The following is a 26,702-nucleotide window of genomic DNA, read 5'->3' as shown; positions in this document are numbered from 1 at the left end:
TCAGCCTGCCAGGGCGATCACCACGCGCTTGTTGCGCTTGCCCTTGCTCTCGACCTTGCGCACCTCGATCGGCCCGATCTCGCCGGTGGCGGCGACGTGCGTGCCGCCGCACGGCTGCAGGTCCACACCCCGAATCTCCAGCAGGCGGACTTTGCCCACGCCGCGCGGCGGTTGCACGGACAGGGTGCGCACCAGCTCCGGCTGCGCATCGAGCTCCGCATCCGTGATCCAGCGCGAGGTGACGGGCTGGTTGGCCATGACGAGCGCGTTCACGGCGTCGGTGACGCGGGCCTTGTCGATCTCGTCCTGGGTGTCGAAGTCGAGCCGGCTCTTCTCGGCGCCGACCTGGCCGCCGGTGACGCCGTAGCGCAGCACGGCCCCCAGCAGGTGCAGGCAGGTGTGCATGCGCATGTGGGCGTAGCGCCGGTCCCAGTCGATCTCGGCGTGGATGCGCGTGCCCGGCGCGGGCGGCGGATCGTTGCCCTCGAGCAGGTGCATGACGACGCCGCCTTCTGCTTTGCGCGTGTCCCGCACGCGCCAGGCGCGCCCGTCCTCGGTGCGCAGCCAGCCCGTGTCGCCCGGCTGGCCGCCGCCCAGCGGGTAGAACACCGTCTGGTCGAGCACCACGCCGTCCGGACCGGCCGCGACGACCTCGGCCGCGCAGTCGCGCCTATAGGCGTCCTCGGTGTACAGCGCACGCGTGGCCGTCATGGCGTGGCCTCCGCGTCGTAGCGGTCGAACCAGCCGATGATGTGCAGCACCTTCTCGATGGCGTTGCTGGGGCGATGCACGATGCTGTGCGGTGCTTCCGGGATGCGCACCAGCGCTGCCTCCACGCCCCTGAGCTTGAGCGCCTGGAAGTACTGCTCGGACTCGGACATGGGCGTGCGCCAGTCGTGCTCGCCGGTCAGCACCATGGTCGGCGTGACGACGTTGCCCACCAGCGAGATCGGCGAGCGCCGCAGGTACTCTTCCGGGGCTTCCCAGGGCATGGCGCCGAACCAGTAACGGGTGGCGATGATGGGGATGTCGGTGACGAAGGCGAAGCTGTACCAGTTGATCACCGGCTTCTGCACCACCGCGGCGCGGAAGCGGTCGGTCTTGCCGATGGCCCAGCTGGTGAGCACGCCGCCGCCCGAGCCGCCGGTGATGTAGAGGCGCGCGGGGTCGACGTAGCCCTGCGCGATGACCGCATCGATGCCGTCCATCAGGTCGTCGTGGTCATGGCCAGGGTAGGCCTTGTCGATGAGGCCCGCGAATTCCGCCCCGTAGCTGGTGGAACCGCGCGGGTTGGTATAGAGGACGACGTAGCCGGCCGCGGCGTAGGACTGCAGCTCGTAGGTGAAGCGCGGGCCGTAGTTGGCGAAGGGTCCGCCGTGGATCTCCAGCACGAGCGGGTATTTCTTTGCCGGGTCGAAGCCGGGCGGCTTGATGATCCAGCCGTGGATCCGGCGGCCGTCTACGGAAGACTCGTACCAGATTTCCTCGACCTCGCCGAGGCTGCGCTGGCCGAGCAGGTTCTCGTTCAAGGCCGTGAGTGTCTTGACGCGCCCACGGCGGTCGGCGACCGCGACCTCGGCCGGCCGCGCGGTGCTGGCCTGGGTGAACGCGATCGTACCGTCGCGCGCCACGCTGTAGCTGGCGCCCGGGTAGGGCCGGCCTATGGAGGCACCGCCGAGCCCGCTGGCCGCTTCCCGCGCGTTGCCACGCAGGTCGGCCAGCCCCACGCGCGTGACGCCGAACTCGTCGTACTGGAAGTACACGCCGCGACTGTCCGCCGCCCAGTAAAGCTCGCCGATGTCGCGGTCGAGCTCGCCGGCCAGCCTGCGAGGCGCTCCTCCATTGCGGCCGATGAGCCACAATTCCTGCTGCGTGTAGGCCCGCTCGCGGTCAGCGAAAGCGCGGAACGCCACCCACTGTCCGTCCGGCGAGACTCTCGGCCCGATGACCGGCCCCTCGTGCTCGAACAGCGTGACCAGCTCCCCGGTCCCGAGCTCGAGGCGATACAGCCCGGCGCGAAGCGGCTGGTAGTCGGCGTCGTCGCGGCGATTGGCGGCGAACACCAGGGCTTTTCCGTCGGGCGTCCAGGACACCGTGCCGCCATGGTCGAAGTCGCCCGCGGTGACCTGCAGCGGCGCGCCGCCGTCCGCGGGGACGACGAAGACATGGCGGTGACCGGCACGGCGGTAGCCGCGACCGTCGTTGCGATACACCAGCCGGTCGATGAGTTTCGCGCGCTCGGCCCACTGCGCGCCCTTGGGGGCCGGCGGCATTTTCACGAAGGGCTCGGGACGATCGGGCACGAACAGGGTGAAGGCGATGCGCGTGCCGTCGGGCGACCAGGCCAGTCCCGAGGGCGACTCGGTCAGCTGGGCCAGGCGTGCCTCGCGATCATTTTCCAGCCAGCGCACGTAGAGCTGGGCGCTGCCGTCCTGGTTGCCGACGTAGGCCAGCCGCGTGCCGTCCGGTGACCAGCGCGGCTGCACGTGGTTCTCGCTGCCGGTGGTGAGCGGCTGGTGATTGTCCCCGTCCACGTCGACCAGCCAGAGGTTCTGCCGGTAGCGGTCCGCCATGATGTCGGCGTGGTTGCGCACGTAGGCGATGCGGCGACCGTCGGGGGCGATTTTGGGGTCGCTGGCCCATTGCAGCTGGAACAGGTCCGCGGGCTGCAAGGCCGGCGGCGCGGCGAAAGCAGGCAGGCTGAGGGCGAGCGCGAGGGCCGCGAGAGTGAGATGACGCATGCGTATGTCCCGTCGGAGATCAGGACGCGCGATTATTGCAGAAATGCGGTCAGGAACGCGGGAGGAGGGCGAGCTTGCCTATGGTCTGGCCGGACTCCAGCCGATGCTGCGCTGCGGCAGCATCGGCGAGCGCGAAGGTCTCCACGGGGAGCGGCTGCAGGCGCCCGTCGGCGAAACGTTCCAGCAGCCACAGCATGCCCTCGCGCAGGCTGGGTGCATGCGACTGCAGGAAGCTGAGGTTCGCCGCCAGCACGCTGCGATTCTCCTGGGTCATGCGCAGCGGATTGAAGCGCGGCGTGCGCAGCCAGTCCCAGGCGAGCCGCGCCCAGTTCAGGCGGCCGTCATGCGGCAGCATGCTGTGAAAGCCGTAGATCACCAGTCGGCCGGTGGGCGCGAGGTGGCGATAGCTCTGGCGCAGGGTCGCGACGCCGTTGGCGTCGAAGATCGCCTGGTAGCCCTCGGGCGCATGGCGCCGTGCGGTGGTCCAGGTGTTCTCCAGTGACTTGTCGATCACCGCGTCGGCGCCCATCGCCACGGCATGCTCCACCTTGTGCGCGGCGCCGACCACGCCGATCGCGCGGGCATCCGCCAGCCGCGCCAGCTGCAGCAGCGCCGAGCCGACGCCGCCGGCTGCCGAGTGCACCAGCCAGCTTTCGCCCGGGACGGGGTGCACCTGGCGATGCACCATCCACCACGCGGTGAGAAATACCGTCGGCAGCGTCGCCGCCTGGACCCAGTCGAGCAGGGGCGGCTTGGCAAACACGCCCGCGGCGGGCAGCCGCAGGTGGCTGGCATAGCCATTGAACAGCGTCAGGCCGACGACCTCGTCGCCGGGTCGCCAGGCGTCGACGCCGTCACCGATCGCGGTGATCCGGCCTGAAACCTCGAAGCCGGGCGTAATGGGATAGCCGTGCAGTTTCTTCGCCGAGGCGTAGAGACCCATGCGGATGATGCCGTCCGCGTAGTTGACGCCGCAGGCCTCGCAGGCAATCACGACTTCGCCTGGGCCCGGCTCCGGGTCTGGCGCTTCGACCAGCTGCAGGGCGTCGTAGCCGCCGGGCTTTTGAATGACGATCTTGTGCATATTGGCCTAGAGTGTAATGCGACTGCGCACCAGTGAGGACTCCTGCTCCCATGTCTGCCGCGATCGGGATTCGTCGACTGAGGAAAGACGAAATGGAAACTGCCGCCGCTTTGCTGGCGCGCGGCATGGCGGACAACCCGAACCACGTCCATGCCTTTGGCGCAGATGAGGCGCCGCGGCGCGCGGCCCTCGAGGGGATGTTTCGCATGATCCTCGCGCACCAGGCCGACGAAGGCCGGGTGCTCGGTGCATTCCACGGCAGGCGGCTGGCTGGCGTGTGCGGCATGATGCCGCCCGGCAGGTGTCCCTCCACCCTGGGCAGCCGCTTTGCGGCCCTCTCCGCACTGTTCATGGGCAGCGGACTGCGGCATTCGCGCAGCGTGCTGGACTGGCTGGAAGACTGGACCGCGACCGATCCCGACGTGGAACACTGGCACCTCGGGCCGGCCGCGGTCGAGCCGACGCTGCGGCGCCGCGGTATCGGCGACGCCTTGCTGCGCGCCTGCTGCGAAATGCTCGACGCCGAGGGTGTCGCGGGATACCTCGAGAACGATCGCCGCGAGAACCTCGCCTGGCTGCGCCGCCATGGCTTCGAGATCATCGATGAGCACCAGGTCCTCGGCGCACCCAACTGGTTCATGCTGCGGACCCCGCCGGATGCCGCGGCGCAGCCGGCCGAAGGTTAAGATGCGGCCATGGCACTGAAACGCAAGCTCTACTCCGGGCAGGATTTCCGGCGCGCGCTGTCCATCGCCGAGCTGCGCGAGGTGGCACGGCGGCGGGAACCGCACTTTGCCTTCGAGTACGTCGATTCGGGGGCGGAGGACGAGGTGACCTTGCGGCGGAACCGCGCCGCATTCGAGGCGCTGGCCTTCGTGCCCGGGCTGCTGGTCGATACCACCGGACGCAACCAGCGCCGCATGATGCTGGGACAGGAAGCGGCGGCGCCGCTGGTCATCGCGCCGACGGCGCTCAACGGCGTGCACTGCCGTGACGGCGACCTGGCGCTGGCTCGCGCTGCCGCGGCCGCCGGAATCCCTTTCTGCCTCAGCACATTCGCCAACGTTCGCCTGGAACGGCTGGCGCGCGAAGTGGCGGGGCGGCACTGGATGCAGCTCTACCTGCTGACCGACCGGGCGATCGCGCGCGACATCGTGGCCCGCGCCGACGCGGCCGGCTTCGAGGCGCTGGTGGTCACCGCCGACGCCAACGTGTTCGGCCAGCGGGAGTGGGACAAGCGCAACTACCGCGGTCCCGGGCGCCTCACGCTGCGCAACATGCTGGATGTCATGCGTCACCCCCGCTGGCTGGTCGACGTCATGTGGCCGCAAGGCTTCCCGCGCTTCGCCAACGTGTACGACTTCCTGCCGCCCGAGGCGCGCAGCGCGCGCGCCGGCGTGGCCTACCTGCCGCGATTGTTGCAGCCGGACATCAGCTGGGCGGACCTGGAGTGGTTGCGCAAGGCCTGGCCGCGCAAGCTGCTGCTCAAGGGCGTGCTGAGTCCCGCCGACGCCGAGCGGGCTGCCGAGCTCGGCTGCGACGCCGTCGTGTTGAGCAACCATGGCGGTCGCCAGCTCGACGGCTGCGTGTCGCCGCTGGAGATGCTGCCGGAGGCGCGGGCGGCGGTGGGCGATACCTGCGAGCTGTACATCGACAGTGGCTTCCGGCGCGGCACGGACGTGCTGAAGGCGCTGGCGCTCGGCGCGCAGGGTGTGTTGATCGGTGCCGCGACGCTCTACGGTCTCGCGGCAGGCGGCGAGGCGGGTGCACGCCATGCCCTCGACATCCTCAGCGGCGAGATCGACCGTGCCCTGGGCCAGCTCGGTTGTCGCGAGCTCGGTGAACTGGGTCCGCAAGTCCTGCGTCGCTGCCCGGCCCCTTGATTGACCCGGTTTACTCGACGAGCTTCGCCCGGCGCAGCCGCTTCTCTATGGCCCGTGCAGCCTCGTCCATGATCTCGTAGCGCGTGTCCCGCGGCGGGATCACGACGTCGATGGTGTAGAGCAGCCGGCCGACGGACACGCTGTAGACATCGGCCGACAGCGACACTGCAGCCTCGGTGGCGAGATACGTCGGCGCCGCGACCACTTCGTAGTTGTAACGGAAGAAGTCCAGCGGGGTTTCGCTGCGGCGCTGCACCTTCACACTTTCGCGCTCCCCGGTCTCGGTGACGGCGAAGTCCTGGTGCTCCAGCCGGGTCACCACCACCAGCCCTGCGCCGGTCGAGGTTACCGCCGCGGCAACGGTTTCGCGCTGCAGCGGCACGGTGTTGTCAGTGTGGCGGCTGCTGGCCCAGGCCTGGTTGCCGGCTGCGCGCAGGCGGCCGGCCAGCAGGTCCTCGAAGGTCCTGCGGTTGGTCAGGTCGCGCCCGACGCCGACCACCAGCACGCCCTGCGGCGCCTCGGCCGGTGCCTCCGCATGCCAGGTGGAGGCCACGCGCGTCGGCTGGGCGCAGGCGGCGAGCAACAGGATAGCTGCGAGTGCGGCCAGGCGGCCCGTGTGCTGGATGCAAGACAAGTCAATCTCCTCAGAATTTCTCGGGGCGCAACACGCCGACGTCGCTGAAGAACAGGATCATGGCGTAGTGGTCGTAGTAATGCTTGCGCAGGTGGCCCGAGATTTTCGCCGCGATCGTGGCATCGCAGACAATCTCGACCCGGATGTTGCTGCTCGCGTCCCAGCCGGCGCTGCGCGCGCCGCGGCTGCCCTCGCCACGGGCGTCGCTGATGGTGTAGCCGTGGGCGCCGAGCCGCTTCAGGTCGTCCACGAGCCGGCGCTCGAGGGCGGCCTCGGTGACGATGGTGACCAGTTTGCGCGCGTCGGCCTGCATGTGCTCATCCTCCCAGTTGCGACAGGGTTTCCGCAAGCCGGTGATACAGCGGGATGCCGACCAGGATGTTGAAGGGGAAGGTGACGCCGAGCGAGGCCGTCAGCGACAGCGTGGGATTGGCTTCCGGCAGGGCGAGGCGCATGGCGGCCGGCACGGCAATGTAGGAGGCGCTCGCGGCGAGCACGGCCAGGAGCGTGATGCCGCCGGTGGAGAGCTCGAACAGCCAGCCCAGCGAGGCGCCCACCGTGGCGCCGAACAGGGGGAACAGGATGCCGAAGGCAGCGAGGAAGAGGCCGTGCCGACGCAGGCTGCCCACCTGGCCCGCCGCTACCAGCCCCATCTCCAGCAGGAACAGCGCCAGCACGCCGTGGAACAGGCCGAAAAACAGCCCCCCGACCGGCTTGAGCGCCTCGGGCCCGGCGGCCCAGCCGATCAGCAGGCCGCCCACCAGCAGCACGATGCTCTTGCCGAGAAATACTTCGTGCGCCAGTTCTTTCCAGTCGGTCTGCGAGGAGACGCCGCGCGCCAGCATGATGCCCACGACGATCGCCGGCATCTCCAGCAGCACCAGCATCAGCGGCATGTATTCCTCGTAGGGAATTTCCCGCGCCACCAGCCAGGCGACCGCGACCGCGTAAGTGCCGACGCTGACCGAGCCGTAGTGGGCCGCGATCGACGCTGCATCCGCCCGCTTCAGCCGGCCCAGGCTGCGCAACAGGGGATAGGCGACCAGCGGCAGCAGGGCGCCCATGAGGATCACGGCGAATATTTGTGGCAGGAGGGCGCCCAGCGACTGCCGCGCCAGCTCGGCGCCGCCCTTGAGGCCGATCGCCAGCAGCAGGATGACGCTGAGGAACTCGTAGATCGACCCGGGCAGGCGCAGGTCCGACCGGCCCAGGCCGGCCACGAGCCCGAGCAGGAAAAACAGGACGATGGGGTCGATGCCGCTCATGGAGCGCAATTATGGAGCAATGCGCCGCGCGGCGGTAATCGCAGCGCAGCTGCGCATGCAGGCCGGCCTGTGCCAGAATCCGGCGCCAGGACTCGACTGCCGGAGATCGCCATGCTGCGCCATGCCTTGCTTGCCTTGTTCGCTCTCCTCTTGTTGCCGGGCGTTGCACACGCCCAGCAGGATTTCAGCGACGTCACGATCAAGACCACGCCGTTGCGCGGCGGGATTCATCTGCTTACCGGCCGGGGCGGCAACATGGTCGCCAGCGTGGGCGATGACGGCGTGTTCCTGGTGGACGACCAGTACGCGCCGCTCACCGAGCGCATCCAGGCGGCGCTTGCCAAGCTGACCGACCAGCCGGTGCGCTTCGTCATCAACACCCACTGGCATGGCGACCACGTCGGCGGCAACGAGAACTTCGCCACGGCAGGCGCTGTGATCGTAGCGCACGAGAACGTGCGCGAGCGCATGAGCAGCGACCAGTTCATGGCCATTTTCGACCGCACCGTGCCGGCCTCGCCGCCGGGGGCGCTGCCGGTGGTGACCTTCGAGCAGGGCGTGAGCCTGCATCTCAACGGCGACACCGTACGCGTGATTCACGTCGCCAACGCGCACACCGACGGCGACTCGCTGGTGTTCTTCGAGAACGCCAACGTGCTGCACATGGGCGACGTGTTCTTCAACGGGCTCTACCCCTTCATCGACCTGGGCTCGGGCGGCGGCATCCACGGCATGATCGCCGCGGTCCGGAGCGGACTGGAGCTGGCGGACGAGGACACGATCGTGGTGGCCGGGCACGGGCCCAACTCCGATCGCGCCGGAATGCAGGCCTACCTGGAGATGCTGGAGAGCTTCCGCGACCGCATCGCGGCGCTGAAATCCGCCGGCAAGACGCTGGAGGAAGTCGTCGCGGCGAACCCGACCGCCGACTTCGACGCGACCCATGGCGGGCGTTTCATCTCTCCCGAGCGCCTGGTCGGCTTCATCTACGAGTCGCTCTGAGCGCGCTAGAAACGCACCGTGAAGCGCAGGTAGAAGTCGTCGTCGACACGCAGTTGCGGCGTGTCCGCGGGAACCTTGATTTCCTGGCGCTGCCGCAGCCGCGCGGTCATGGTCCACTTGCTTGAGATGCGCCACTCGTAGCGCACCTCCATGAGCCGGTCGTTGTTGCGGAAATCTGGCGACAGCAGCCAGCCGGCGTAGGCCTTGCCGTGCACGAAGGCGATGTCGTGCCCGGGCGCGAAGTCCCACAGGTTGACTGAGAACTGCCAGGCCAGGCCGTCGGCATCGCCGGTGTCGGCCGGGTTGTACAAGGCCGCCGCCGGCGTCTCCGGGGCATAGCCGGACTCGGCGCCGACTCCGCCGCGCATGGGGCCGACGGGCAACTCGGCGAACAGCTTGGCCGTGAACGCGAAGTAATCGTCCCGCGCCGGCGCGTCCAGGCCGTCTGTCGCCAGCGTCGCAGGCATCCAGGTCACGGCGAACAGCCGCTGGGTGAGCGGGCCGAGTGGTTCGGCGGCCTCCAGCGCTGCGAACATGATGATGTGACTGCTGTCGTCGTCAAACGTCAGCGGCGCGCGGGCCACCTGGCCGGAACCGCTGCTGGCGTTCGACTGCAACACCAGGTGGCTGCGCCAGGCCGCGCGCGTACCGTAGGTGAGATGCAGGCCGTCCGTCCAGTTGATGTCCGTGTTCGGGCTGTTGTAGCGGTCCAGGCTCTTGGAAGCGACGCCCTTGAGGGCGAACTTGCCCTGGAAACGGCCAGCACGCAGCGACCAGTTGCCGTCGACCGGAGCGTAATCCAGGTACAACTCGTCGATGGTGGCGTCGCCGAATTCGAGGCCGGTGCGCGTCGGCGCCCACGCCTTGAGCCAGAAGCGGGTGCGGTCCTGGTCCGTGCTGTAGCGGCCGGCGAGACGGGCACGGGCTTTCCATTCCTCGGAGAGGCGGGTCTCCGCGCCGAGCCGCAGCCGCAGGCGCAAGTCCTCCTCCCGGCTCAGGGTCTCGCTTTCCCGGGTTTCCCGTTCGCTGGCGGCGAACGCGATGCGGGCGTCGCCGAAGAACTTGTAATCTCCGGTCTCGGCGGCCGTGGCCGGTCCGCTCGCAAGCGCGATGCACAGGGCGATGGAAGTGGTTCTGCCGGGTTTCATGTCGATTCCTGCTTGTTGTTTTTTTCAGTCGGGCGTGCGCAAGTTGCCCTCGGCGATCGCCACCGCGGTGCCGCCCACGCGCACCGCGACCAGGTCGCCGTCATCGAGCTCGGCCTCGATCATCAGGGTGCTGGGACGTCCCAGCCCGGCGCCCTGCTCGATGGTCACGGTCAGGATGCCGTCCGTGGTCCCCAGCCGCGGGGCGAGCCACGCCGGGAAGGCCGTGGCCGCCGAGCCCGTGGCCGGATCCTCTGGAATCCCAAGCGCGGGCGCAAACATCCGCGCACGGTAGCGAGTGCCGCCCGGTCCTTCCATTGGCGCAACCACGTAGACCTGGTTTGCCCACCATCCCTTGAGGATCTCTTTCCAGCGCTGCAGGTCCAGCTCCGCGCGCGCCAGCACGTCGGCGTCCCGTACCGGGATGACAAGGTAAGGAATACCTGCGGAAACGGCCGCCGGTCCCCAGTCGCCGGCCAGAATGTCGGTGGGCCTGAGCCCCAGCAAGGCCGCCAGCGCGGCCGTCGGCGGCGCGGGGGGGCCGACCTCGGGCAGCTTCGCTGCCCACAGCCAGGCACTGCGCCGGTCCTTCTGCTGCCGCAGGCTGACGCGCACGGGGCCGATGGCCTGGCCGAACACCAGTTCCGGGCTCTCCCATCCCGCGTCCGCCAGCGCGAGTGCGGCCCCGATGGTCGGGTGCCCGGCAAAGGGCAGCTCCTGCGTCGGCGTGAATATGCGCAGGCGATGGGTCTCGCCGCGATTGCGCGGCGGCCGTATGAAAGCGGTTTCGGACAGGTTGAACTCGCGTGCGATCTGCTGCATCTGGGTCGTGGACAGCCCCTCGGCTTCCGGCAGCAAGGCCAGCGGATTGCCGCCGTAGGGGCGATCCGTGAACACGTCGAGCACGAGGTAACGGCGGCGGTTGCGGCTCAAGCAGGCGGCCTCCCCACTGTCGAGCGGCGCTCGTGTCGCCGGCGCAGCAGCCAAACCGGCAATGCCGCCATCATCAGGCAGCCGAAGACGAGCAGGCTGATGGCGGCAAGCGGCTCGGGCCAGGACGCAGGCAACAGCTGTGGGCCGGTGTCCAGCAGGTCGAGGATGCCGATCGCTGCCAGCACCGCGCCGGCGGCATCGACCAGCACGAGCCGCAGCGGCACGCGCACCCGGTGTACGTCTGCATGCACCCTCATGCGCGGGCCTCGAGGAACTGCGCTGCCACCCAGCTCGACCAGGCGGCGATGGTCATCGACGGCGGCCCGCCCGGCGCTGCCGGGAGCGCCGCGGCGTCCGCCACGAACAGGCCGGGGAAGCCGTAGACTTCGCCGCGGCCGTCGATCACGCCCGCTGATTCGTTGGCGCCCAGCGTGGCGCCCCCGAGTGGATGCACTGTGAAAGGCTTGCGCCGAATCCTGACCTTGCGGCCCGAGGCCTCGGCCACCTCCCGAAAGACGTGCTCCGCGCGCTGGAACACGGGGCTGGCGTCGCGGTCGTAGCGCACGCGCAGCCGTCCCTTGTGCAGCCGCACGCGACCGTCGGCCCGATCCGCCCCCATGGCCATGAGCATGAGCCCCCGCCGCAGCTTGCGCCGCAGCGGGGCGGGCATGGGCATGCCGTCGATGCCGACCAGCCCGACCTCGATCAGCATGGGGTCGTCCGGCCTGCGCCCGTCGCGCGGCGCGATGACGCCGTGACAGGGCAGCCCACGACTGTAGTCGGCCTCGGCGTCGTCCAGCGCCCACCACGCCACGGCGTCGCCGTTGGTGCCGAAACGCCGTCCGAGCGCGGGCATGCCGTCCAGCCCGCGTGCCTCGTCCCGGCTCGAGAGCAGCAGGCGCAGCGTATTCATCGTGCCGGCGGCCAGCATCACGTTCTCGGCGTAGAACGGCTCGATACGCCCGGTGTAGAGGTTCCGCGTCTGCACGCAGTAGCGCGCCGTGTGGGTCTGGCGGCAGAGATGCACCGAGATCGCTTCGTGCAGGTCGAGCACGCGCAGGCCGCGGCGCATGGCCGGCGCCAGGAAGGCGAAGTCCAGCGTGGTCTTGGTGCCGAAGCGGGAGCCGAGCAGGCCGCCGTCCTTCCAGTCCGCCTCGCGGCGACGGATGCCTTCGCCCCAGTCGATTTCCCGGCTGGTGCCGGGAGTCTCCGGGAACTGGACCGCATGCCACGGGCGCTCCAGCGTGGGAGCGGCGTCGAACTGGCGCGACTCCCGGTAACGCTGCGCCGTCAGGTTCGGGATGGCGTCCTCGAGGCGCGGCGGGCGGCCCCCCATCTCTTCCATGACGCGCTGGTAGTGGGGCTCCAGCGCCGCGCTCGAGACTTCGGGGTGATGGCCGTCCCAGTAGCCGTCCACCCGGGGGCGGTCGTTCAGGGCGGTGTAGACGTGGCTGCCGCCGCCGACGCCGGATGCGGACAGGGTGGTGACGTCGCCGGCCGCATGGATTTCGAACAGGCCGTAGCGGGACAGGCCGAGGCCCTGGCGTGGCAGCCAGCGCCCGTGCACCCGCCGCAACCCGCGCGTGTACACCTGCATGCCTGCCGGGTAGCGGATCCGGTTGCCGATCCCCATGGATTGGACCGGCAGGGTATCTCGCCACGGGCCGCGCTCCAGCAGCGTGACGTCGACGCCGGCCTCGGCCAGGCGGGCGGCGGCCACGCTGCCGCCAAATCCGCTGCCGATGACGAGTACTTCGTGTACGCGGGCCACCGTGTCTCCTTGCGACGGTTGTCGCCGTGATTATGGCGCATGCGACAAAAAGTTTGCCGCACTCACCAAATATACGTAAATCTGCGTAGAATCAGGCGCTGGCGCGAACAGTGGGGGGTGTTCGGTGCTTTGGCAACTGGCCGGGACTGCCTAGCGGTACAGGCATTTCCGGCTTAACACATATGGCCGCGCAACCTGGTCCTCCCGGCGGGGAGCGGCACCTGTGACGCTTTTCACTGAGCTGAGGCGCCGCAAGGTGTTCCGCGTCGCCGCCGCCTACGCGGTCATGGCCTGGCTGCTGCTGCAAGTGGCAGACATCCTCCTCGACAACTTCGGCGCCCCGGAATGGGTGTTCAAGTCTTTCACCGTGCTGCTGGTGCTCGGCTTCCTGCCCGCCGTGATCCTGGCCTGGGTGTTTGACCTGACGCCCGGCGGGCTGCAGCGCACCCCCGATGCCGCGCCAGCAGAAACTGGCGTGACAGCGGACAGCGGGATGGCCGGCCGCGAGCAGCTGACCAACCGCGTCATCCTCGTCGGCGCCCTCTTGATCATCGTCGTCATGGCGACCGAGCGTATCTGGTTCGCGGGCCGCGGCAACGCCTTGGACTTGCCGGCGGCGGCCCCGGCGGCCGGTCTCGCAGAGCCGGATGGCCCGCCGGCAGCGGCCGACCCCGCGCGCTCTATTGCCGTGCTGGCCTTCGAGGACCTGAGCCCCGAAGGCGACCAGGCCTATTTTGCCGAGGGCATTTCCGAGGAACTGCTCAACCTGCTGGCGCGCAGCGAGGGTTTTCGCGTCGCGGCGCGCACGTCCTCTTTCAAGTTCAAGGGCAGCGACGCCGACATCGGCGAGATCGGCCAGGCGCTGAACGTCGAGACCGTGCTGGAAGGCTCGGTGCGCAAGGCCGGAGACCAGGTGCGCATCACCGCCCAGCTGATCGAGGTCGACAGCGGCTTCCACATCTGGTCGGACACCTACGACCGTCGCCTCGAGAACATTTTCTCGGTGCAGGACGAGATCGCCTCGGCCATCGTGCGTGCCCTGCAGCTGGAGCTGGACGTCGGCGTCGAGACGGCCGGCCGCACGGAGAACGTGGCTGCCTACGATCTCTACCTGCGCGGGCGCCAGCTGGGGCGCGAACCGAGCCGGGCCGGCCTGCTGCGCGCCATCGAGCATTTCGAGGAGGCCCTGACGCTCGACCCGCGCTTCGCGGCCGCCTACAGCGGCATCGCCGAGGCCTGGGTCTGGCTGGAGGATTACGGCGGGGTGCCCTCCACCGAGGCCTACCCGAAGGCCGAGCAGGCGGCGCGCCGAGCCATTGCGCTGGACCCGCAGTCCGCGGAGGCGCACGCGGCGATGGCCTTCGTGCGGCAGCGCTACTACAACGACGCGGTAGGGGCCGCGCGCTCGTTCGAGCGGACTCTGGAGCTCAATCCGAACTACGTCACGGCGTACAACAATTACGGCGACGTGCTGCGTGACATGGGCAATTTAGAGCGCATGATCGAGGTGCATCGCAAGGCGGTGGAGCTCGATCCGCTGTCGGTGTTCATGCGCACGCGGCTGGCCTCGAAGTACATCGACGTCATCCGGTTCGACGCGGCGCGCGAACTGCTGGACGAAGTCCTCGCCGAATATCCGGATAACGATTATGCGAAGGAAGAGCTCGCCAACCTGGCGGTTGCCCAGGGCCGTCTGGCGGACGCGATCCCCGAGTATCGCCTCGTGCATTTTTCCCGTCCCGGCGACCCGTTCTCCGCTGCCATGATCGCCATCGTGGCGACCCGCCTGGACGATCGTGCGCTGGCCGGGGCCTGGATCGAAGCCGCGCGGCAGCAGGGCGAGAACAACCGCTGGGAACTGCTCGCCCGCCGGCCGCTGGTCGAACGGGACGGGGACTGGGCGGCGATGGCGGAACTTGGACGCGTCACCCCCGGTCCGGAGGGCGCCTTGTTGCGCGGCACCGCCGCGGCGCGCGCCGGGGACTGGCTCGAGGCCCGACGCCTCCTGCTGGAGGCCCTGCAGCTCGACGGTTACGACGCCACCCAGCCGGCGCGCCTGAGCCACATGCGCACGCTGACTGAGCTGGCGTGGGTGGAGCAGCAGCTCGGCCTGGAAGACTGGGAGGACCGTGCCGCAGTGGTTGAGGCCGTGGTCGAAGAGCTGCGTCGTCAGGGCGCCGGTTCTATTGACGAGAACGGGGTGAGCCCGGACTACGTCATGGCGCGGCTGGCGGCCATGCGCGGTGACCGGGCCGGGACGCTGGCCGGGCTGCAGGCCGTGTGGGACGCCCGTTTCCTGTCGCACTGGTTCCTGGCGACCGATCCCGTCCTGACGCCCTGGCGGGAGGACCCCGAGTTCATCGCCCTGGCCGAGCAGGTGCGCGCCCACGCCGCATCCGAGCGCGCGAAGCTGGCGGGCCTGGAGGTGTTGCCGTGACCTCGCCCGGGAGCAATGCGCCAGGGCATGCGCCCGGCCTGCTGGCCGACCTGAAACGACGCAATGTCTGGCGCGCCGGGCTCGCCTGGCTGGCGCTGTCCTGGTTCCTCATTGCGCTGGCCGACCTGCTGCTGCCGGCGCTCGGCCTGCCGGATGCTGCGGTGCGCTGGCTCATCATCGTGCTCGGGTTGCTGCTGGTGCCGGTGATGTCTTTCGCCTGGCTGATCGAGCTGACGCCGGAAGGTATCCGCATCGATCGCGGTCCGGAATTCGACAACCCGGAGAATGCGCGCACCGCACGCCGCATGGACCAGGTGACCATCGTGCTGCTGCTGCTGGCGATCGGGTTGTCGGCCATCCGCCAGTTCGTGCTGCCGCATCGGGTTGACGCGCCGGACGTCGGGGCGGCGCAGGTCGAGCAGTCGGCACCCGAGCCGGCCCCCCGGTGGACACCGGCGGGGGAGATCGATCCGCGCTCCATCGCGGTCCTGCCTTTCGCCAACCTCAGCCCGGACCCGGAGAACGCCTATCTCGCCGACGGCATGGCGGAGGAGATTCTCAACGTGCTGGCGCGAGTCGAGGGGCTGCGCGTCGCATCCCGCACTTCGTCTTTCAGCCTGCGCGACCGGCAGCTCGCCGTGCGCGACATCGGGCAGGAGCTGGGCGTGGCCCACCTTTTGGACGGTTCGGTAAGGCGACAGGGCGACGAGCTGCGCATCACGGCGCAGCTGGTCGAGGCCGCGACCGATCGCCAGGTCTGGTCCGGCAGCTTCGACCGGCGCCTTACGGACATCTTCACGCTGCAGGAAGAGATCGCCCAGGCCATCACCGACGTACTGGCCGACACGCTCGGCGTGCGAGAGGTGCAGGTGCGGCAGCCGACGACCGACCTCAAGGCCTACGAGCTGTATCTCCGTGGCCGGCAGATGTTCGCGCAGCGCGGGGCCAACCTGCCGCCGGCGCGGGAGTTGCTGGAGCAGGCCGTGGCGCGCGATCCGCGCTTTGCCGAAGCCTGGGCCGCGCTGGGCGGCGTGATGCTGGTGATGCCGTCTTATTTCTCCGACATGCCTTCAGACCAGGCGGCTGAACAGGCACGCTCCGCGACGAGCCGCGCGCTGGCGCTGGTGCCGGACCTGCCGGAGGCGCTGGCCGTCAGCGCCCGTCTTGCTGCCGAGCGAGGCGAGCGTCTCGCCGCGGTTCAGCTGGCGGAACGCGCGCTGGCGCGGGACCCGAACAACGCCAACAGCTGGATGTGGCATGGCCTCAACCTGCTGGAGGCCGGGCATGTGAAGGCGGCGCGGGAAGCGTTCGAGCGCGCCAACGGCCTCGACCCCCTGAGCGGCATCCACTTCGGCTGGATCGGCGCCACGCAGGTGATCGAGGGTGAGCATGAAGCGGCGGAGACCAGTCTTTTGCGGGCGCATGAGCTCGGCTGGCGCGGCCCCGCCAGCGCCTGGCTGGTGAAACTGGCGCTGGTGGACGGTTATGGTCCCGAGGCCGAGCGACGCTTCCGCCAGTGGTTCCAGGACGACGGACGCATCGCGCCTGAGCATCGCGTGGTCTACGAGCAAGTCGCGCCGGCAATGTCGAACCCGGCGCTGAGGGCTGAGGCCGGCGCCGCCGTGGCCGCGGCCGTGGCGGCCTGGCCGGAGCGTGAATGGAGCCAGCTCTACCTGATGCTGGGACTGCCCGACGAAGCCGTTCGCGAGGCGCTGCGCAGCAAGCCGGACGCAGGCCAGATCCTGCTACTGATGACCTGGTCGAGCGTGGACCGCGCTTTCCGCGAGCACCCGCGTTTCGCCGAGCTGGCGCAGCGTGACGGCCTGCTGGAATTCTGGGAGCGCTTCGGCGACCCGGATCATTGTCGCCGTGTCGGTGTGGCCCCGCAGCGACTGGAGTGCGAGCGTTGAGCCTGTACAACGAGCTCAAGCGCCGGAACGTGTTCCGCGTGGCGGCGGCTTACGTGGTGATCGGCTGGCTGATCCTGCAAGTGGCCGAGATCGTGCTGGGCTTCATCGGTGCGCCGGAGTGGGTGGGCAAGGCGCTGATCGCGCTGTTGCTGCTTGGCTTCGTGCCGGTGCTGGCGATCGCCTGGGTGTTCGAAGTCGGGCCGGAAGGCATCCGCCGCGACGACGGCAGCAACGCGCGCGACGCCAGCCCGCAGGCGCGCCGGCTCGACGTCATCACGCTCGGGGCGGTGGTGCTGGTGGTGATCCTGCTGGCCTGGCAGCACCTCGGCACGGCGCTGCAGGGGCCGCAGCAGGAGGCCGCGGGTGATGCTGCGCCTGCGGCTGTCGCACAAGGGCAACCTGCACCGGAACAGGCACGGCGGCCGCGCCTGGAGCCGCCGCCCTTCGAGCCGCTGCCGGGCTCCATTGCCGTGCTACCGTTCGCCAACCGCAGCGCCGAGCCCGACACCGCGTATTTCGTCGACGGCGTGCACGACGACCTGCTCACGCAGCTGGCGCGCAACGGTGATCTCAGGGTCATCTCGCGCACCTCGATGATGGAGTACCGCGACACCACCAAGAACGTGCGCCAGATCGGCGAGGAACTCGGCGTCGCCACCATTCTCGAGGGGGCGGTGCAGCGCGCGGGACAGAGGGTGCGCATCAACGCGCAGCTGATCGATACGCAGACCGACGCGCACCTGTGGGCGGAAACGTTCGACCGCGAGCTGACGCCGGAGAACGTGTTCGAGATCCAGTCCGACATCGCCGCGGCCATCGCGGCGGCGCTCGGCAGCGCGCTGGGCGTGGGAGAGCCAATGAGCTCGGGCGCGGCTGTGCCCACCAAGAGCGCCGAGGCTTACGACCTGTTCCTCAGGGCGCGCGCGACGCGCGAGGTCTGGGCCGAAGCGGAAACCCGCGCCAGGATGGCGCTGTATCGCCAGGCACTGGAATTCGACGAGAACTTCGTGCTCGCGATGGCCGAGCTCGGGCGCGAGTACACGAACATTTTCTGGCACCACAGCCGTCGTGATGAAGACCGGCGCGAGGGCGGCCGCTGGATCGACCGCGCGCTCGCACTCGAGCCCGACAATCCCGAGGTGCGGCTGGCGCGCGCCGAGTTCCTTTACCGGGCGTACCTGGATTACGAGGGCGCGCTCGAAGAGCTCGACCGGGCTGCGATCGGGCTACCGGGGAGCGCCGAGATGGTGGCGCTGCGGGGCTTCATTCTGCGTCGTGCCGGCCGTGTGCAGGAGATGATCGAAACCATGCAGTCCGCAGCACTGCTGGCGCCGCGGTCGGAGCAGGTCCTGGTCACGCTGATCGAGAATGCGTGGCTGGTCGGCGACGTGGACGAAGTGGAGCGCTGGCATACGCGCCTCGAAGCGCTCCAAGGCGACGCGCCTGCGCAGGGAATGGCCTGGCGCCCGCGGTTCAGGCTCCAGGTGCTCGGCGACCCTGCGCCACTGGAGCGCTTCGTCACGACGTCGAGCCGGGACCTGCCTGACTCCCAGGCTGCGTATCAAGAAGGACTGTTGTATTACCTGTCCGGGGACTACGCGTCGGTGGAGCGCCTCCTCGGCGACGACGGGGAAAAATGGTTCGAGGACCAGTTCGAACTGGTGCCGACAGCGTTGATGCGCGCCCGCCTGTCCTGGGCCCAGGGCAACAGCGCCGAGTCCGCCGCGCAGGCGAAGATGGCATTGACCACGCTCGACGCCGTGCTGGCACAACATCCGGATGACTACCGGGCCCTGATGGCGCGCGCGGAGGCGCTGGCGCTGCGGGGCGAGGACGAAGCGGCACGGGAAGCCGCTCGCCAGGCATTGGCGCAGCGCATCCCCTCGCGCGACATGGTGATCCGGTCGGAGCTGACCGCACAAAGGCTGATAGTGACGGGCCTGCTCGATTCGCCGGAGACGCTGGCGGCGGCCATGGACGACTACCTGAAGCTCGAGATGAAGTACTGGGGTTTCGACGGCCTGATGCTGCGTCCGGTGTTCAAGCAGCATCGCGACCACCCGGCCTTCCAGGCGCTGGCCGCCAAGTACTCGCGCAAGGGGTCCGGATCGTGAGCCTGTTCGCCGAGCTCAAGCGCCGCAAGGTGGTGCGGGTTGCGGTGGTGTATGCCGCCACGTCCTTTGCGCTGCTGGAGGCGGCGGACCTGATGCTGCCGCGCCTCGGCGTGCCCGACTGGTCCATGAACCTGATCGTCGGCCTGGTGGTGCTGGGTTTCCCCATCGCGCTGATCATGGGCTGGGCGCTGGAGCTGACGCCGGAGGGCGTGAAGCGGACGGATGACCTACCGGACCCGGCAACGCCCGAGGCAGCGCCCGCGCTGCTGGGCAAGCGCACCGTGTTCCTTGCGGCCTTGCTGGTGGCCGTCGGCATCGGGTTGGGCGCGGGCTGGTTCCTGAAGCCGGCCGTAGAAGACCCGGGCGAGGCGCCGGTCCCGACTGCCGCCACGACCGCGGCTGACGATGCGGTGCAGGCGGCCACGACGACGGCAGCGGCAGACACGGCGGACGAGCCGGACAAGAACACCATCGCGGTGCTGCCCTTCGTGAACATGAGCGCCAATCCCGACAACGTGTTCTTTGCCGAGGGCATAGCGGAAGAGTTACTGAACATCCTGGCCGGCGTGGACGGACTCAAGGTCGCGTCGCGCACGTCGGCCTTCTCGTTCCGCGGCAAGGACACGCCGATTCCGCAGATCGCACGCGAGCTCGGCGTGCGCCACATCCTCGAGGGCTCGGTGCGGCGGCAGGGCGATCGTGTGCGGATCACGGCCCAGCTCATCGAGACGGAGAGCGACACCCACCTGTGGTCGGAGACCTTCGAGCGCGACCTGGTCGACATCTTCCGCGTGCAAGAGGAAATCGCCCAGGCGATCACCCTGGCGCTCAAGGACGTACTCGGGGTGCGCCAGGTTTCTGTGGCTGCGACGACGACCGACCTCACGGCATACGAGCTTTTCCTGCGTGGCCGCACGCGTTTCTACCAGCGTTTCGGCCTGGATGAGGCAATTGCCGACCTGCGGTCTGCGGTCGAGCGCGACCCGGATTTCGCGGAGGCCTGGGCGTTTCTCGGCGCGGCCAGCTTCGTGGTCGGCAACGGCGGTTATCCCACCGAGCTCGATCGCGCGCGCCTGATGGACGAGGCCGGGGCCGCTGTGGAGCGGGCCCTCGCCCTTGACCCGGAACTCGCGACTGCAATGGCGGTCAAGGGCCAGCTGCTGACACGTAACAGGGACCCGGCCCAAATCGTGGAAGGCTTGCAGCTGCTTGAGCGCGCTGCCAGTCGGGTGACCGCCGATTCCTCTGCGCCGCTCTGGCTCGGCTTGTCCCTGCTGGAGCTCGGGCGTGTCGATCGCGCCCTGCCGTATCTCGAGAAGGCCAATGCGCTGGACCCGCTGGTCGGGATCAACCAGGGTTATCTCGGCATTGCCTATGTCACCGCTGGGCGAGCCGAGGAAGCGATTCTTCTCGGCCTGCGCTCCCAGGAACTCACGGGCAGTGTTTTCTGGTCTTTCCAGATGCTCATCGAGCTGGTGAACTCCGGTGCCGAGGCGCGGGCTTACGAGTTGCTCGGCGCCATGCTGGCCGCTGACGACCTCAACCCGGTAGACCGGCAGTTCTTTACCGAGATGCAGCTTGCAATCTCAGATCCCGCGCAGCGCGACGCGGTGTTTGTGTCCGGCGAGCCTGGCGCAGACGAGGTCGACCGTTTCCGGGCCGTGGTCAAGGACCTCATGTTCCGTAATGGTGCGCGTGCTATCAGCATGGGGGACTTGAGAGTCAGCCAGCTGATGCTGACGATCGGCGCGTGGTTGCCATCGCTGGGGTGGCTGCGGGAGGACCCCGCCCTTTATGCGTACATGGACCGCATCGGCACCGTGGGCTTCTGGGAGCTGGACGGTTTCCCGCCGGGCTGCCGGCCGGTCGATGGCCCCGCCGGGCGCCGGCTGGATTGCAGCGGGTACGGCCAATGAGTTTCTTTACCGAACTCCGGCGCCGCAAGGTGATCCGCGTGGCCGCAGCCTATCTCGTGGTGGGCTGGGTCATCATCGAGGTGGCCAGCACGGTGGCCCCGAACCTGAACCTGCCCGAGTGGACGGCGCGCATGGTGACGCTGCTGGTCATCCTCGGCTTTCCGCTGGCGCTGATCCTGGCCTGGATCTTCGAGGTCACGCCCGAAGGCATGCAGGTGACCGAGGGCCGCACGGGCAGCAAGCGGTTCTACGCGATCGTTGTGCTGGTGACGGCGGCTGCCTTGGGGTGGACGCTGTGGCCCACATCCGAGTCGGAGCAGGCGCCGGTGCAGGCCGAGGCGGACGGCTCTGATGAATCCGCGGGGGCGGCCCGCGCCACAAGCGATCCGGCTCCGCGCCCGGCCGTGCCCGTGCGGGCCAGCGCGGAGAAGTCCGTTGCAGTCCTGCCTTTCGTCAACATGAGCGCGGACCCGGAGAACGAGTTTTTCGCCGACGGCATCTCGGAAGAGCTGCTCAACGTGCTGGTGAAGGTCGAGGACATCGGCGTGGCCTCGCGCACCTCGTCGTTCGCCTACAAGGGCCGTGAGCTCGGCGCGGCCGTGATTGCGCAGGAACTGAACGTCAATCACATTCTCGAGGGCAGTGTGCGCAAGTCGGGGAACCGGGTGCGCATCACGGCCCAGCTCATCGACGCCGTGAACGACCGCCATCTCTGGTCGGAGACCTACGACCGCGAGCTGACGGACATCTTCGCCATCCAGGACGAGATCGCCAATGCCATCGTGGCGGCCCTGCGCGGGACGCTCGGCAGTGGCGGGAGCGAGCGCGCTGTAACGGTGCGCGCGGATACCGGCAACCTCGACGCCTACGAGCGCTACCTCAAGGCGCGCGAGCTGTTCCTGTCCCGTACCAGCCTCGACGAGTCGGTGCGCCTGTTCGAGGAGGTGGTGGCGCTCGATCCCGGGTTCGCGCGCGGCTGGGAGGGTCTTGCAGCCGCCGCCGCGGTGATCATCGACTGGGAGGCGGTTTACCCGGACACGGATGTCGCGGCCATGGATGCCCGGGCGCTCATGGCGGCAGAGCGGGCGCTGGCGCTCGATTCGACGCTCGCCATGCCATGGGCGGTGCGTGCCCTGCTGATGCAGTACCGCTTGCCAATCCCCTTTGCGGAGACGCTGGCCCTGTTCGACCGGGCCCTCAACGCCGACCCGATGCTGGCGTCGGTCTATCTCTGGCGCGCCATCACCTGGGTCAATCTCGGCTTCATGGACCGGGCGCTGGCGGACCTCGAGGCCTGCCTGGCCATCGATCCCGCCTACGGTAACTGCGTGCGCTGGAAGGCACTCGCGGTCGCCTTCTCTGGTGACGACGACCAGGCCCTGGCGCTGTACGAGCAGGGCGTGCTGGCAGGCTTCACGCACAATCGTGGCGACACCTTCCTGTTCCGCCTCGTGGCGCGCGGGGGGCGGCTGCCGGCCTTGCTGATGATGCGCGACCTGGACATGTCGCTGGAGCTGCAGCATGCAGTCCTCGCAGCGATCGAACAGGGCGAGACACCCGCGGACATGGATGGGCTGATGGCGCGCAATCCGCGTTTCGATACGCCCAACTGGCACTTCGTCCTGCACGACTACGAGCGCGCCGCTGAATCCTCCGCGCGGCTCACCACCATGGTCGCGCAGTGGGATCCGCTGCACGCGGCGTTCCGTGACTCTCCGGCCTTCCGCCGCATCGTCGAGCGGCAGGGCATCCCCGACTACTGGCGTGAGCACGGCTACCCGCCGCAGTGCCGGCCGGTGGGCGAGGACGATTACGAGTGCGCGCCATGAGCCTTTGGAACGAACTCAAGCGGCGCAACGTGGTGCGGGTCGGGGCGGCCTACCTGGTGGTGTCCTGGTTGCTGATAGAGGTCAGCGACACGATTTTTCCGCGGCTTGGGCTGCCGGACTGGACCGTGACGCTCGTGATCGCACTGGCGATCCTGGCCTTCCCGCTGGCGCTGTTCCTGTCCTGGGCCTTCGAGCTGACGCCGGAGGGCGTGAAGCGCACCGAGGAGGTCGAGCCTGCCGTATCGGTCACTCCGCAGACCGGGCGGCGTCTCGATCGCTTCATCGTCGTGGTGCTGTTGTTCGTCATCGGCGGGCTGGTGGTGGAGCGCATCTGGTTTGCAGGCAACCAGGATGACGTGCCGGCGTCGACCGAGGTGGCCGCCGCTGCCAAAGAGGCGGCTGAGCGGGCTGCGGTTCCTGTCGCTGCGGCAGAGACCGTCGCCGAGTCCGCGAGCGGCATTGCCGTGCTGCCGTTCTTGAATATGAGTCCGGACCCGGAGAACGAGTACTTCGCTGACGGAATTTCCGAAGAGCTGCTGAACATCCTGGCGGGGGTCGACGGCCTCAAGGTTGCCTCTCGCACCTCGGCGTTTTCCTTCAAGGGGAAGAATGTCCCGGTGGCCGAGATCGGCGAGCTGCTCGACGTGCAGCATGTCCTCGAGGGCTCGGTACGCAAGCAGGGCAGCCGCGTGCGCATCACGGCCCAGCTGATCGATGCGGAGAACGACGCCCACCTCTGGTCGGAGACCTACGAGCGCGACCTGGTGGACATTTTCCGGGTGCAGGAGGAGATCGCGGTGGCCATCACGACTGCGCTCGCGGACATCCTCGGCACGCGCCAGGTCTCGGTGGCTGTGCCGACGCAGGACCTCGAGGCCTACGAGTATTTCCTGCGCGGCCGCTCGCGTTTTTACCAGCGCGGCCTCGACATGGACGTCGCGATCGCGGACCTGCAGGCGGCCGTCGATCGCGATCCAGGCTTTGCCGAGGCGTGGGCCTTCCTCGCAGCAGCGACCGGTGTGGTCGCCGGTGGCGGCTATTCGACCGAGTCGGATCCCGCGGTCCTCATCGAGCGTTCGGACCAGGCATTGGCGCGGGCGCTGGCCCTGGACCCCGAGATACCGATCGCGCTGGCCAGCATGGGCCGCGGCATGGTCGAGCAGGGCCAGGTCGCGGATGGCCTCGCCATGCTCGAGGAGGCGGCCCGGCAAGTCTCTCCGGACACATCGCCCCGCCTCTGGCTCGGCATCTCGCTGGCGGAGTTCGGGCGCGTCGACTTTGCGTTGCCCTGGTTCGAGAGTGCGCATGCCCAGGACCCGTTGGTGTCAATCAATCACGGCTATCTCGGTTACGCCTATGCCGTGGTCGGGCGCGAAGACGAGGGCCTGCGGATTGCCAGGCGGGGACTGGAGCTGAATCCGAGCGGCTGGTACTGGACGCAGTTGCTTGCTATCGAGGCCGTCAACCGGGGCGACCTCGAGCAGTTCGTGGAGCTCACAGCATCATTGGACAGGGATTCCGAGCAGTTGCAGGCGATCCAGGCTGCCGTCATGGATGCTGACAAGCGGGACGCCCTCTTCGGCTCCATCCCCACCGAGGGCTCGGGCCCCAATACCTTGCGCGTCATCCTGGCGTTGATGATGCGAGATACGGACCGCCTGTTCGAGGCCGTGACGCTCACCAGTCGCAGCGGCCAGAACTACATGCGCTTCGCCGCCTGGCTGCCGTCGCTCGGCTGGCTGCGCGAGGACCCACGCTTCTACCAGTTCATGCGCGACAGCGGCGCCGAAGCCTACTGGGAAGCCGAGGGTTACCCGGGAGGCTGCCGGCCGGTGGATGATCCGGAGGGCCGGCGGCTCGATTGCAGCGAGTACGCGCCATGAGCCTGTTCGCGGAGCTCAAGCGGCGCAAGGTCATCCGTGTTGCCGTGGTCTACGCCGCGACGGCGTTCGCCGTGCTGCAAGGCGCCGACATCATGCTGCCGCGGATGGGGGTGCCGGACTGGGGCATGAACCTCGTGGTCGCGCTCATCCTGCTCGGGTTCCCGATCGCGCTGGTGCTGGCCTGGGCCCTGGAGCTGACACCGGAAGGGGTGAAGCGCACGGACGACGTGGCGGACGCGCAAGTTGCGCAGGAAACGACGCCGGCGCTGCTCGGCAAGCGCACCTTGCTCGTGGCCGGGCTGCTGGTGGCGGTCGGCATCGGGCTGAGCGCCGGATGGTGGCTGAAGCCGGGGACGGACGATCCCCAGGGACCGGTCGCCGGCGGGCCCACGCCACCGGCAGCCCCCGAGGCGCCGGCGGAGAATCCCGTGGCCGCGGCCGGCGGCGAGTCTGCCAGCCCGAGCGTGGCGCGCGAGGACGGTCTGATCGCCGTGCTGCCGTTTCGCAATCGCAGCGTGCGCGAGGAGGACGCCTTCTTCGCCGAGGGCATTCATGACGACCTGCTCACCCAGCTGTCGAAGATCGGCTCGCTGAAAGTAATCTCGCGCACCTCGATGATGCGCTATGCGGACACGGACAAGTCGGTGCCGGAGATCGCCCGTGAGCTGGGCGCGGCCGTGGTGCTGGAAGGGGCAGTGCAGCGGGCCGGCGAGCACGTGCGGGTCACCGTGCAGCTGATCGACGGCGCCAGCGACGTGCATCTGTGGGCGGAGAGCTACGATCGCGAGTTGACGACCGAGACCATTTTCGCGATCCAGGCCGACATCGGGCAGGCGGTCGCCAATGCAATGCAGGTGGTGCTGAGTCCCGAAGAAACCGATGCATTGCGCGCCGGGTCGACCCGCAACCTGCAGGCCTACGAGGCGTTCCTGCGCGGCAAACTGTTGTCGGGCTACTCGGGGATCTCGTCCGAAACCTCACGCCAGGCGATTGCCGAGTTTGACCGGGCCATCGCGCTCGATCCGGAGTTTGCCGAGGCCTATGCACGCAAGGCGGATATCCAGCTGGTGAGTTTCTGGCTCGCGGTTGGCCCGCGTTCGCTGCGCGAGGACGCCCGGAAAAGCGTGGCAGAAGCGAAGCGGCTGGCGCCGGATAGTATCGAGACCCGGCTGGCCGAAGCGCGACAGTACTACTTCGCCCAGCTCGATTTCGCCTCGGCCGACCGGATCCTGCAGGGGATCCTCGCGGAGGTGCCAGACCATGCCGAGGCCTGGGAGTCCAGCGCGTACGTGGCCCGCCGCGATGGCCGCTTCGACGATGCGATCTTCGCTTTCGAACGCGCGCTGGCGATCAATCCGCAGGCGGTCGACGTGATCAATTCCATGGTGGAGACGACCGCGCAGGCGCGCGGCGACTTCGCTGCGGCCGCCGCCTGGCTGGAGCGCGCGGAGCGGCTCGGCGGCGACACCCGGATTCGCGAGATCTGGTTGCATGAGTGGCAGGGCGACGTGGAAGCGGCCTGGGCGGCGATCGACGGGCCATTGCCGAATTTCGTCGATACCCCGGCACGTATCGCTATATTCTCCCGCGACGCCGAGCGTATCGAGTCTGCGCTGTCACCCGCGCTCTGGCCGGAGGACCAGCGATCCCCGGGCGATTTTCCCGAGACCTATGCGATGGCGAGGGCCTGGGCCTTGCTGGTCATGGGCCGGCAGGCCGAGGCCGATCGCCTGCTGGCGGAAATCAAGGACCGGATGGACCAGCGCAGCGACCCCTATCCCTCGCGTTGGCTCGGCAACGCCTACTATCAGCCTGTCGATCTGCCCGGCCTCATGGGCGACCTGGAGGGCGTGCGGGCGGCTGAGGCGGATTTCCTGGCAAACGCGCCGCGTGACGTCTGGGGCTTGCACTCGATCCTGCCCAGGCTGGCTGGCGCCTTTGCGCGTGCCGGCGATCCCGATCGGGCCGTGCATTACCTCGAACAACAGGTGGAGATCTTCGGCCCGCACCGGTTTCTCCTGTTCGCGATCGACCCGGATTTCGACTCGCTGCGCGAGCATCCACGCTACCTGGCGCTGCAGGCTCGCTACCAGGCGTGGGCGGAGGCGCAGACCAATGAGTAGCATTTTCGCGCAGTCGAAACCACGACTTGGCA

The 26,702-nt window shown here is 68.8% G+C and carries 20 protein-coding genes; 10 read left to right on the top strand and 10 right to left on the bottom strand.

Features of this window, described 5'->3' with window-relative positions:
* Genes G8346_RS08950 through G8346_RS08940 form a run of 3 tightly spaced genes read right to left on the bottom strand, consistent with a single transcriptional unit; the run spans nucleotide 1 to nucleotide 3,825 of the window.
* Complete coding sequence (locus G8346_RS08950) at nucleotides 1-711, bottom strand: alanyl-tRNA editing protein (RefSeq protein ID WP_166050341.1); 711 nt, start codon at nucleotides 709-711, stop codon at nucleotides 1-3.
* Nucleotides 708-2,741, bottom strand: coding sequence for a S9 family peptidase (locus G8346_RS08945; RefSeq protein WP_166050339.1), 2,034 nt, complete (start codon nucleotides 2,739-2,741; stop codon nucleotides 708-710). Before G8346_RS08945 ends, G8346_RS08950 begins: the two co-directional genes overlap by 4 nt.
* 49 nt (nucleotides 2,742-2,790) lie before the next feature.
* On the bottom strand, nucleotides 2,791-3,825 hold the full coding sequence (locus G8346_RS08940; RefSeq protein ID WP_166050337.1) for a zinc-binding dehydrogenase: 1,035 nt from the start codon (nucleotides 3,823-3,825) through the stop codon (nucleotides 2,791-2,793).
* A gap of 92 nt (nucleotides 3,826-3,917) precedes the next feature.
* On the opposite strand from G8346_RS08940, the gene G8346_RS08935 reads away from it, so the two are divergent.
* The gene (locus G8346_RS08935; protein ID WP_166050335.1) at nucleotides 3,918-4,511 is read left to right on the top strand and encodes a GNAT family N-acetyltransferase; all 594 of its coding nucleotides are present in this window, start codon (nucleotides 3,918-3,920) and stop codon (nucleotides 4,509-4,511) included.
* A gap of 9 nt (nucleotides 4,512-4,520) precedes the next feature.
* Nucleotides 4,521-5,708, top strand: coding sequence for an alpha-hydroxy acid oxidase (locus tag G8346_RS08930; RefSeq protein ID WP_206202650.1), 1,188 nt, complete (start codon nucleotides 4,521-4,523; stop codon nucleotides 5,706-5,708).
* Between the two features lie 10 nt (nucleotides 5,709-5,718).
* Here the strand turns inward: G8346_RS08930 and G8346_RS08925 are convergent, their stop codons facing one another.
* The 3 genes from G8346_RS08925 to G8346_RS08915 are packed head-to-tail and all read right to left on the bottom strand — an operon-like array spanning nucleotide 5,719 to nucleotide 7,607.
* Nucleotides 5,719-6,342 (bottom strand): hypothetical protein, encoded by a 624-nt coding sequence (locus tag G8346_RS08925; protein WP_166050333.1) that lies wholly within the window; start codon nucleotides 6,340-6,342, stop codon nucleotides 5,719-5,721.
* A 10-nt stretch (nucleotides 6,343-6,352) separates the two neighbouring features.
* Nucleotides 6,353-6,655, bottom strand: a complete 303-nt coding sequence (locus G8346_RS08920; protein ID WP_166050331.1) for a transcriptional regulator — start codon at nucleotides 6,653-6,655, stop codon at nucleotides 6,353-6,355.
* A gap of 4 nt (nucleotides 6,656-6,659) precedes the next feature.
* Complete coding sequence (locus G8346_RS08915) at nucleotides 6,660-7,607, bottom strand: sodium-dependent bicarbonate transport family permease (protein WP_166050329.1); 948 nt, start codon at nucleotides 7,605-7,607, stop codon at nucleotides 6,660-6,662.
* Nucleotides 7,608-7,718: 111 nt separating this feature from the next.
* On the opposite strand from G8346_RS08915, the gene G8346_RS08910 reads away from it, so the two are divergent.
* Nucleotides 7,719-8,609 carry an MBL fold metallo-hydrolase gene (locus G8346_RS08910; RefSeq protein ID WP_166050327.1) on the top strand — a complete coding sequence of 297 codons (891 nt, stop codon included), beginning with the start codon at nucleotides 7,719-7,721 and terminating at the stop codon, nucleotides 8,607-8,609.
* Between the two features lie 5 nt (nucleotides 8,610-8,614).
* Here G8346_RS08910 and G8346_RS08905 read toward each other — a convergent pair whose 3' ends face one another.
* From G8346_RS08905 to G8346_RS15130, 4 genes are read right to left on the bottom strand one after another with little or no spacing between them, the layout of a single operon-like run.
* Nucleotides 8,615-9,757 carry a putative porin gene (locus G8346_RS08905; RefSeq protein WP_166050325.1) on the bottom strand — a complete coding sequence of 381 codons (1,143 nt, stop codon included), beginning with the start codon at nucleotides 9,755-9,757 and terminating at the stop codon, nucleotides 8,615-8,617.
* 24 nt (nucleotides 9,758-9,781) lie between these two features.
* A complete protein-coding gene (locus tag G8346_RS08900; RefSeq protein ID WP_166050323.1) occupies nucleotides 9,782-10,687 on the bottom strand; it encodes a PhzF family phenazine biosynthesis protein in 906 nt (301 codons plus the stop codon).
* Complete coding sequence (locus G8346_RS08895; protein ID WP_166050321.1) at nucleotides 10,684-10,944, bottom strand: hypothetical protein; 261 nt, start codon at nucleotides 10,942-10,944, stop codon at nucleotides 10,684-10,686. The genes G8346_RS08900 and G8346_RS08895 overlap by 4 nt, the downstream gene beginning before the upstream one ends.
* Entirely contained in the window at nucleotides 10,941-12,458 is a 1,518-nt protein-coding gene (locus G8346_RS15130; RefSeq protein WP_166050318.1) for a GMC oxidoreductase, read from the bottom strand. Before G8346_RS15130 ends, G8346_RS08895 begins: the two co-directional genes overlap by 4 nt.
* A gap of 223 nt (nucleotides 12,459-12,681) precedes the next feature.
* On the opposite strand from G8346_RS15130, the gene G8346_RS15125 reads away from it, so the two are divergent.
* From G8346_RS15125 to G8346_RS08855, 7 genes are read left to right on the top strand one after another with little or no spacing between them, the layout of a single operon-like run.
* Nucleotides 12,682-14,895 (top strand): tetratricopeptide repeat protein, encoded by a 2,214-nt coding sequence (locus G8346_RS15125; protein WP_166050316.1) that lies wholly within the window; start codon nucleotides 12,682-12,684, stop codon nucleotides 14,893-14,895.
* Entirely contained in the window at nucleotides 14,892-16,805 is a 1,914-nt protein-coding gene (locus G8346_RS08880; protein ID WP_166050314.1) for a hypothetical protein, read from the top strand. Before G8346_RS15125 ends, G8346_RS08880 begins: the two co-directional genes overlap by 4 nt.
* Complete coding sequence (locus tag G8346_RS08875; RefSeq protein ID WP_166050312.1) at nucleotides 16,802-18,919, top strand: hypothetical protein; 2,118 nt, start codon at nucleotides 16,802-16,804, stop codon at nucleotides 18,917-18,919. The genes G8346_RS08880 and G8346_RS08875 overlap by 4 nt, the downstream gene beginning before the upstream one ends.
* On the top strand, nucleotides 18,916-20,835 hold the full coding sequence (locus G8346_RS08870; protein ID WP_166050310.1) for a tetratricopeptide repeat protein: 1,920 nt from the start codon (nucleotides 18,916-18,918) through the stop codon (nucleotides 20,833-20,835). Before G8346_RS08875 ends, G8346_RS08870 begins: the two co-directional genes overlap by 4 nt.
* On the top strand, nucleotides 20,832-22,664 hold the full coding sequence (locus G8346_RS08865; protein WP_166050308.1) for a hypothetical protein: 1,833 nt from the start codon (nucleotides 20,832-20,834) through the stop codon (nucleotides 22,662-22,664). The genes G8346_RS08870 and G8346_RS08865 overlap by 4 nt, the downstream gene beginning before the upstream one ends.
* Entirely contained in the window at nucleotides 22,661-24,547 is a 1,887-nt protein-coding gene (locus tag G8346_RS08860) for a hypothetical protein (RefSeq protein ID WP_166050306.1), read from the top strand. The genes G8346_RS08865 and G8346_RS08860 overlap by 4 nt, the downstream gene beginning before the upstream one ends.
* A complete protein-coding gene (locus tag G8346_RS08855) occupies nucleotides 24,544-26,670 on the top strand; it encodes a tetratricopeptide repeat protein (protein WP_166050304.1) in 2,127 nt (708 codons plus the stop codon). Before G8346_RS08860 ends, G8346_RS08855 begins: the two co-directional genes overlap by 4 nt.
* Nucleotides 26,671-26,702 lie beyond the last annotated feature (32 nt).

Origin of the sequence: Thioalkalivibrio sp. XN279, assembly GCF_011089885.1 — a bacterium.
Classification (GTDB): Bacteria; Pseudomonadota; Gammaproteobacteria; order Steroidobacterales; family XN24; genus XN24.
This window is presented reverse-complemented; position numbering and strand designations above follow the sequence as displayed.

Coding starts and splice junctions, on each gene's coding strand:
- G8346_RS08920 (WP_166050331.1), bottom strand. CDS start 6,655: ATGCAGGCCGACGCGCGCAAACTGGTCACCATCGTCACCGAGGCCGCC.
- G8346_RS08865 (WP_166050308.1), top strand. CDS start 20,832: ATGAGTTTCTTTACCGAACTCCGGCGCCGCAAGGTGATCCGCGTGGCC.
- G8346_RS08860 (WP_166050306.1), top strand. CDS start 22,661: ATGAGCCTTTGGAACGAACTCAAGCGGCGCAACGTGGTGCGGGTCGGG.
- G8346_RS08855 (WP_166050304.1), top strand. CDS start 24,544: ATGAGCCTGTTCGCGGAGCTCAAGCGGCGCAAGGTCATCCGTGTTGCC.
- G8346_RS08930 (WP_206202650.1), top strand. CDS start 4,521: ATGGCACTGAAACGCAAGCTCTACTCCGGGCAGGATTTCCGGCGCGCG.
- G8346_RS08915 (WP_166050329.1), bottom strand. CDS start 7,607: ATGAGCGGCATCGACCCCATCGTCCTGTTTTTCCTGCTCGGGCTCGTG.
- G8346_RS08895 (WP_166050321.1), bottom strand. CDS start 10,944: ATGAGGGTGCATGCAGACGTACACCGGGTGCGCGTGCCGCTGCGGCTC.
- G8346_RS08940 (WP_166050337.1), bottom strand. CDS start 3,825: ATGCACAAGATCGTCATTCAAAAGCCCGGCGGCTACGACGCCCTGCAG.
- G8346_RS08935 (WP_166050335.1), top strand. CDS start 3,918: ATGGAAACTGCCGCCGCTTTGCTGGCGCGCGGCATGGCGGACAACCCG.
- G8346_RS08910 (WP_166050327.1), top strand. CDS start 7,719: ATGCTGCGCCATGCCTTGCTTGCCTTGTTCGCTCTCCTCTTGTTGCCG.
- G8346_RS08945 (WP_166050339.1), bottom strand. CDS start 2,741: ATGCGTCATCTCACTCTCGCGGCCCTCGCGCTCGCCCTCAGCCTGCCT.
- G8346_RS08950 (WP_166050341.1), bottom strand. CDS start 711: ATGACGGCCACGCGTGCGCTGTACACCGAGGACGCCTATAGGCGCGAC.
- G8346_RS08905 (WP_166050325.1), bottom strand. CDS start 9,757: ATGAAACCCGGCAGAACCACTTCCATCGCCCTGTGCATCGCGCTTGCG.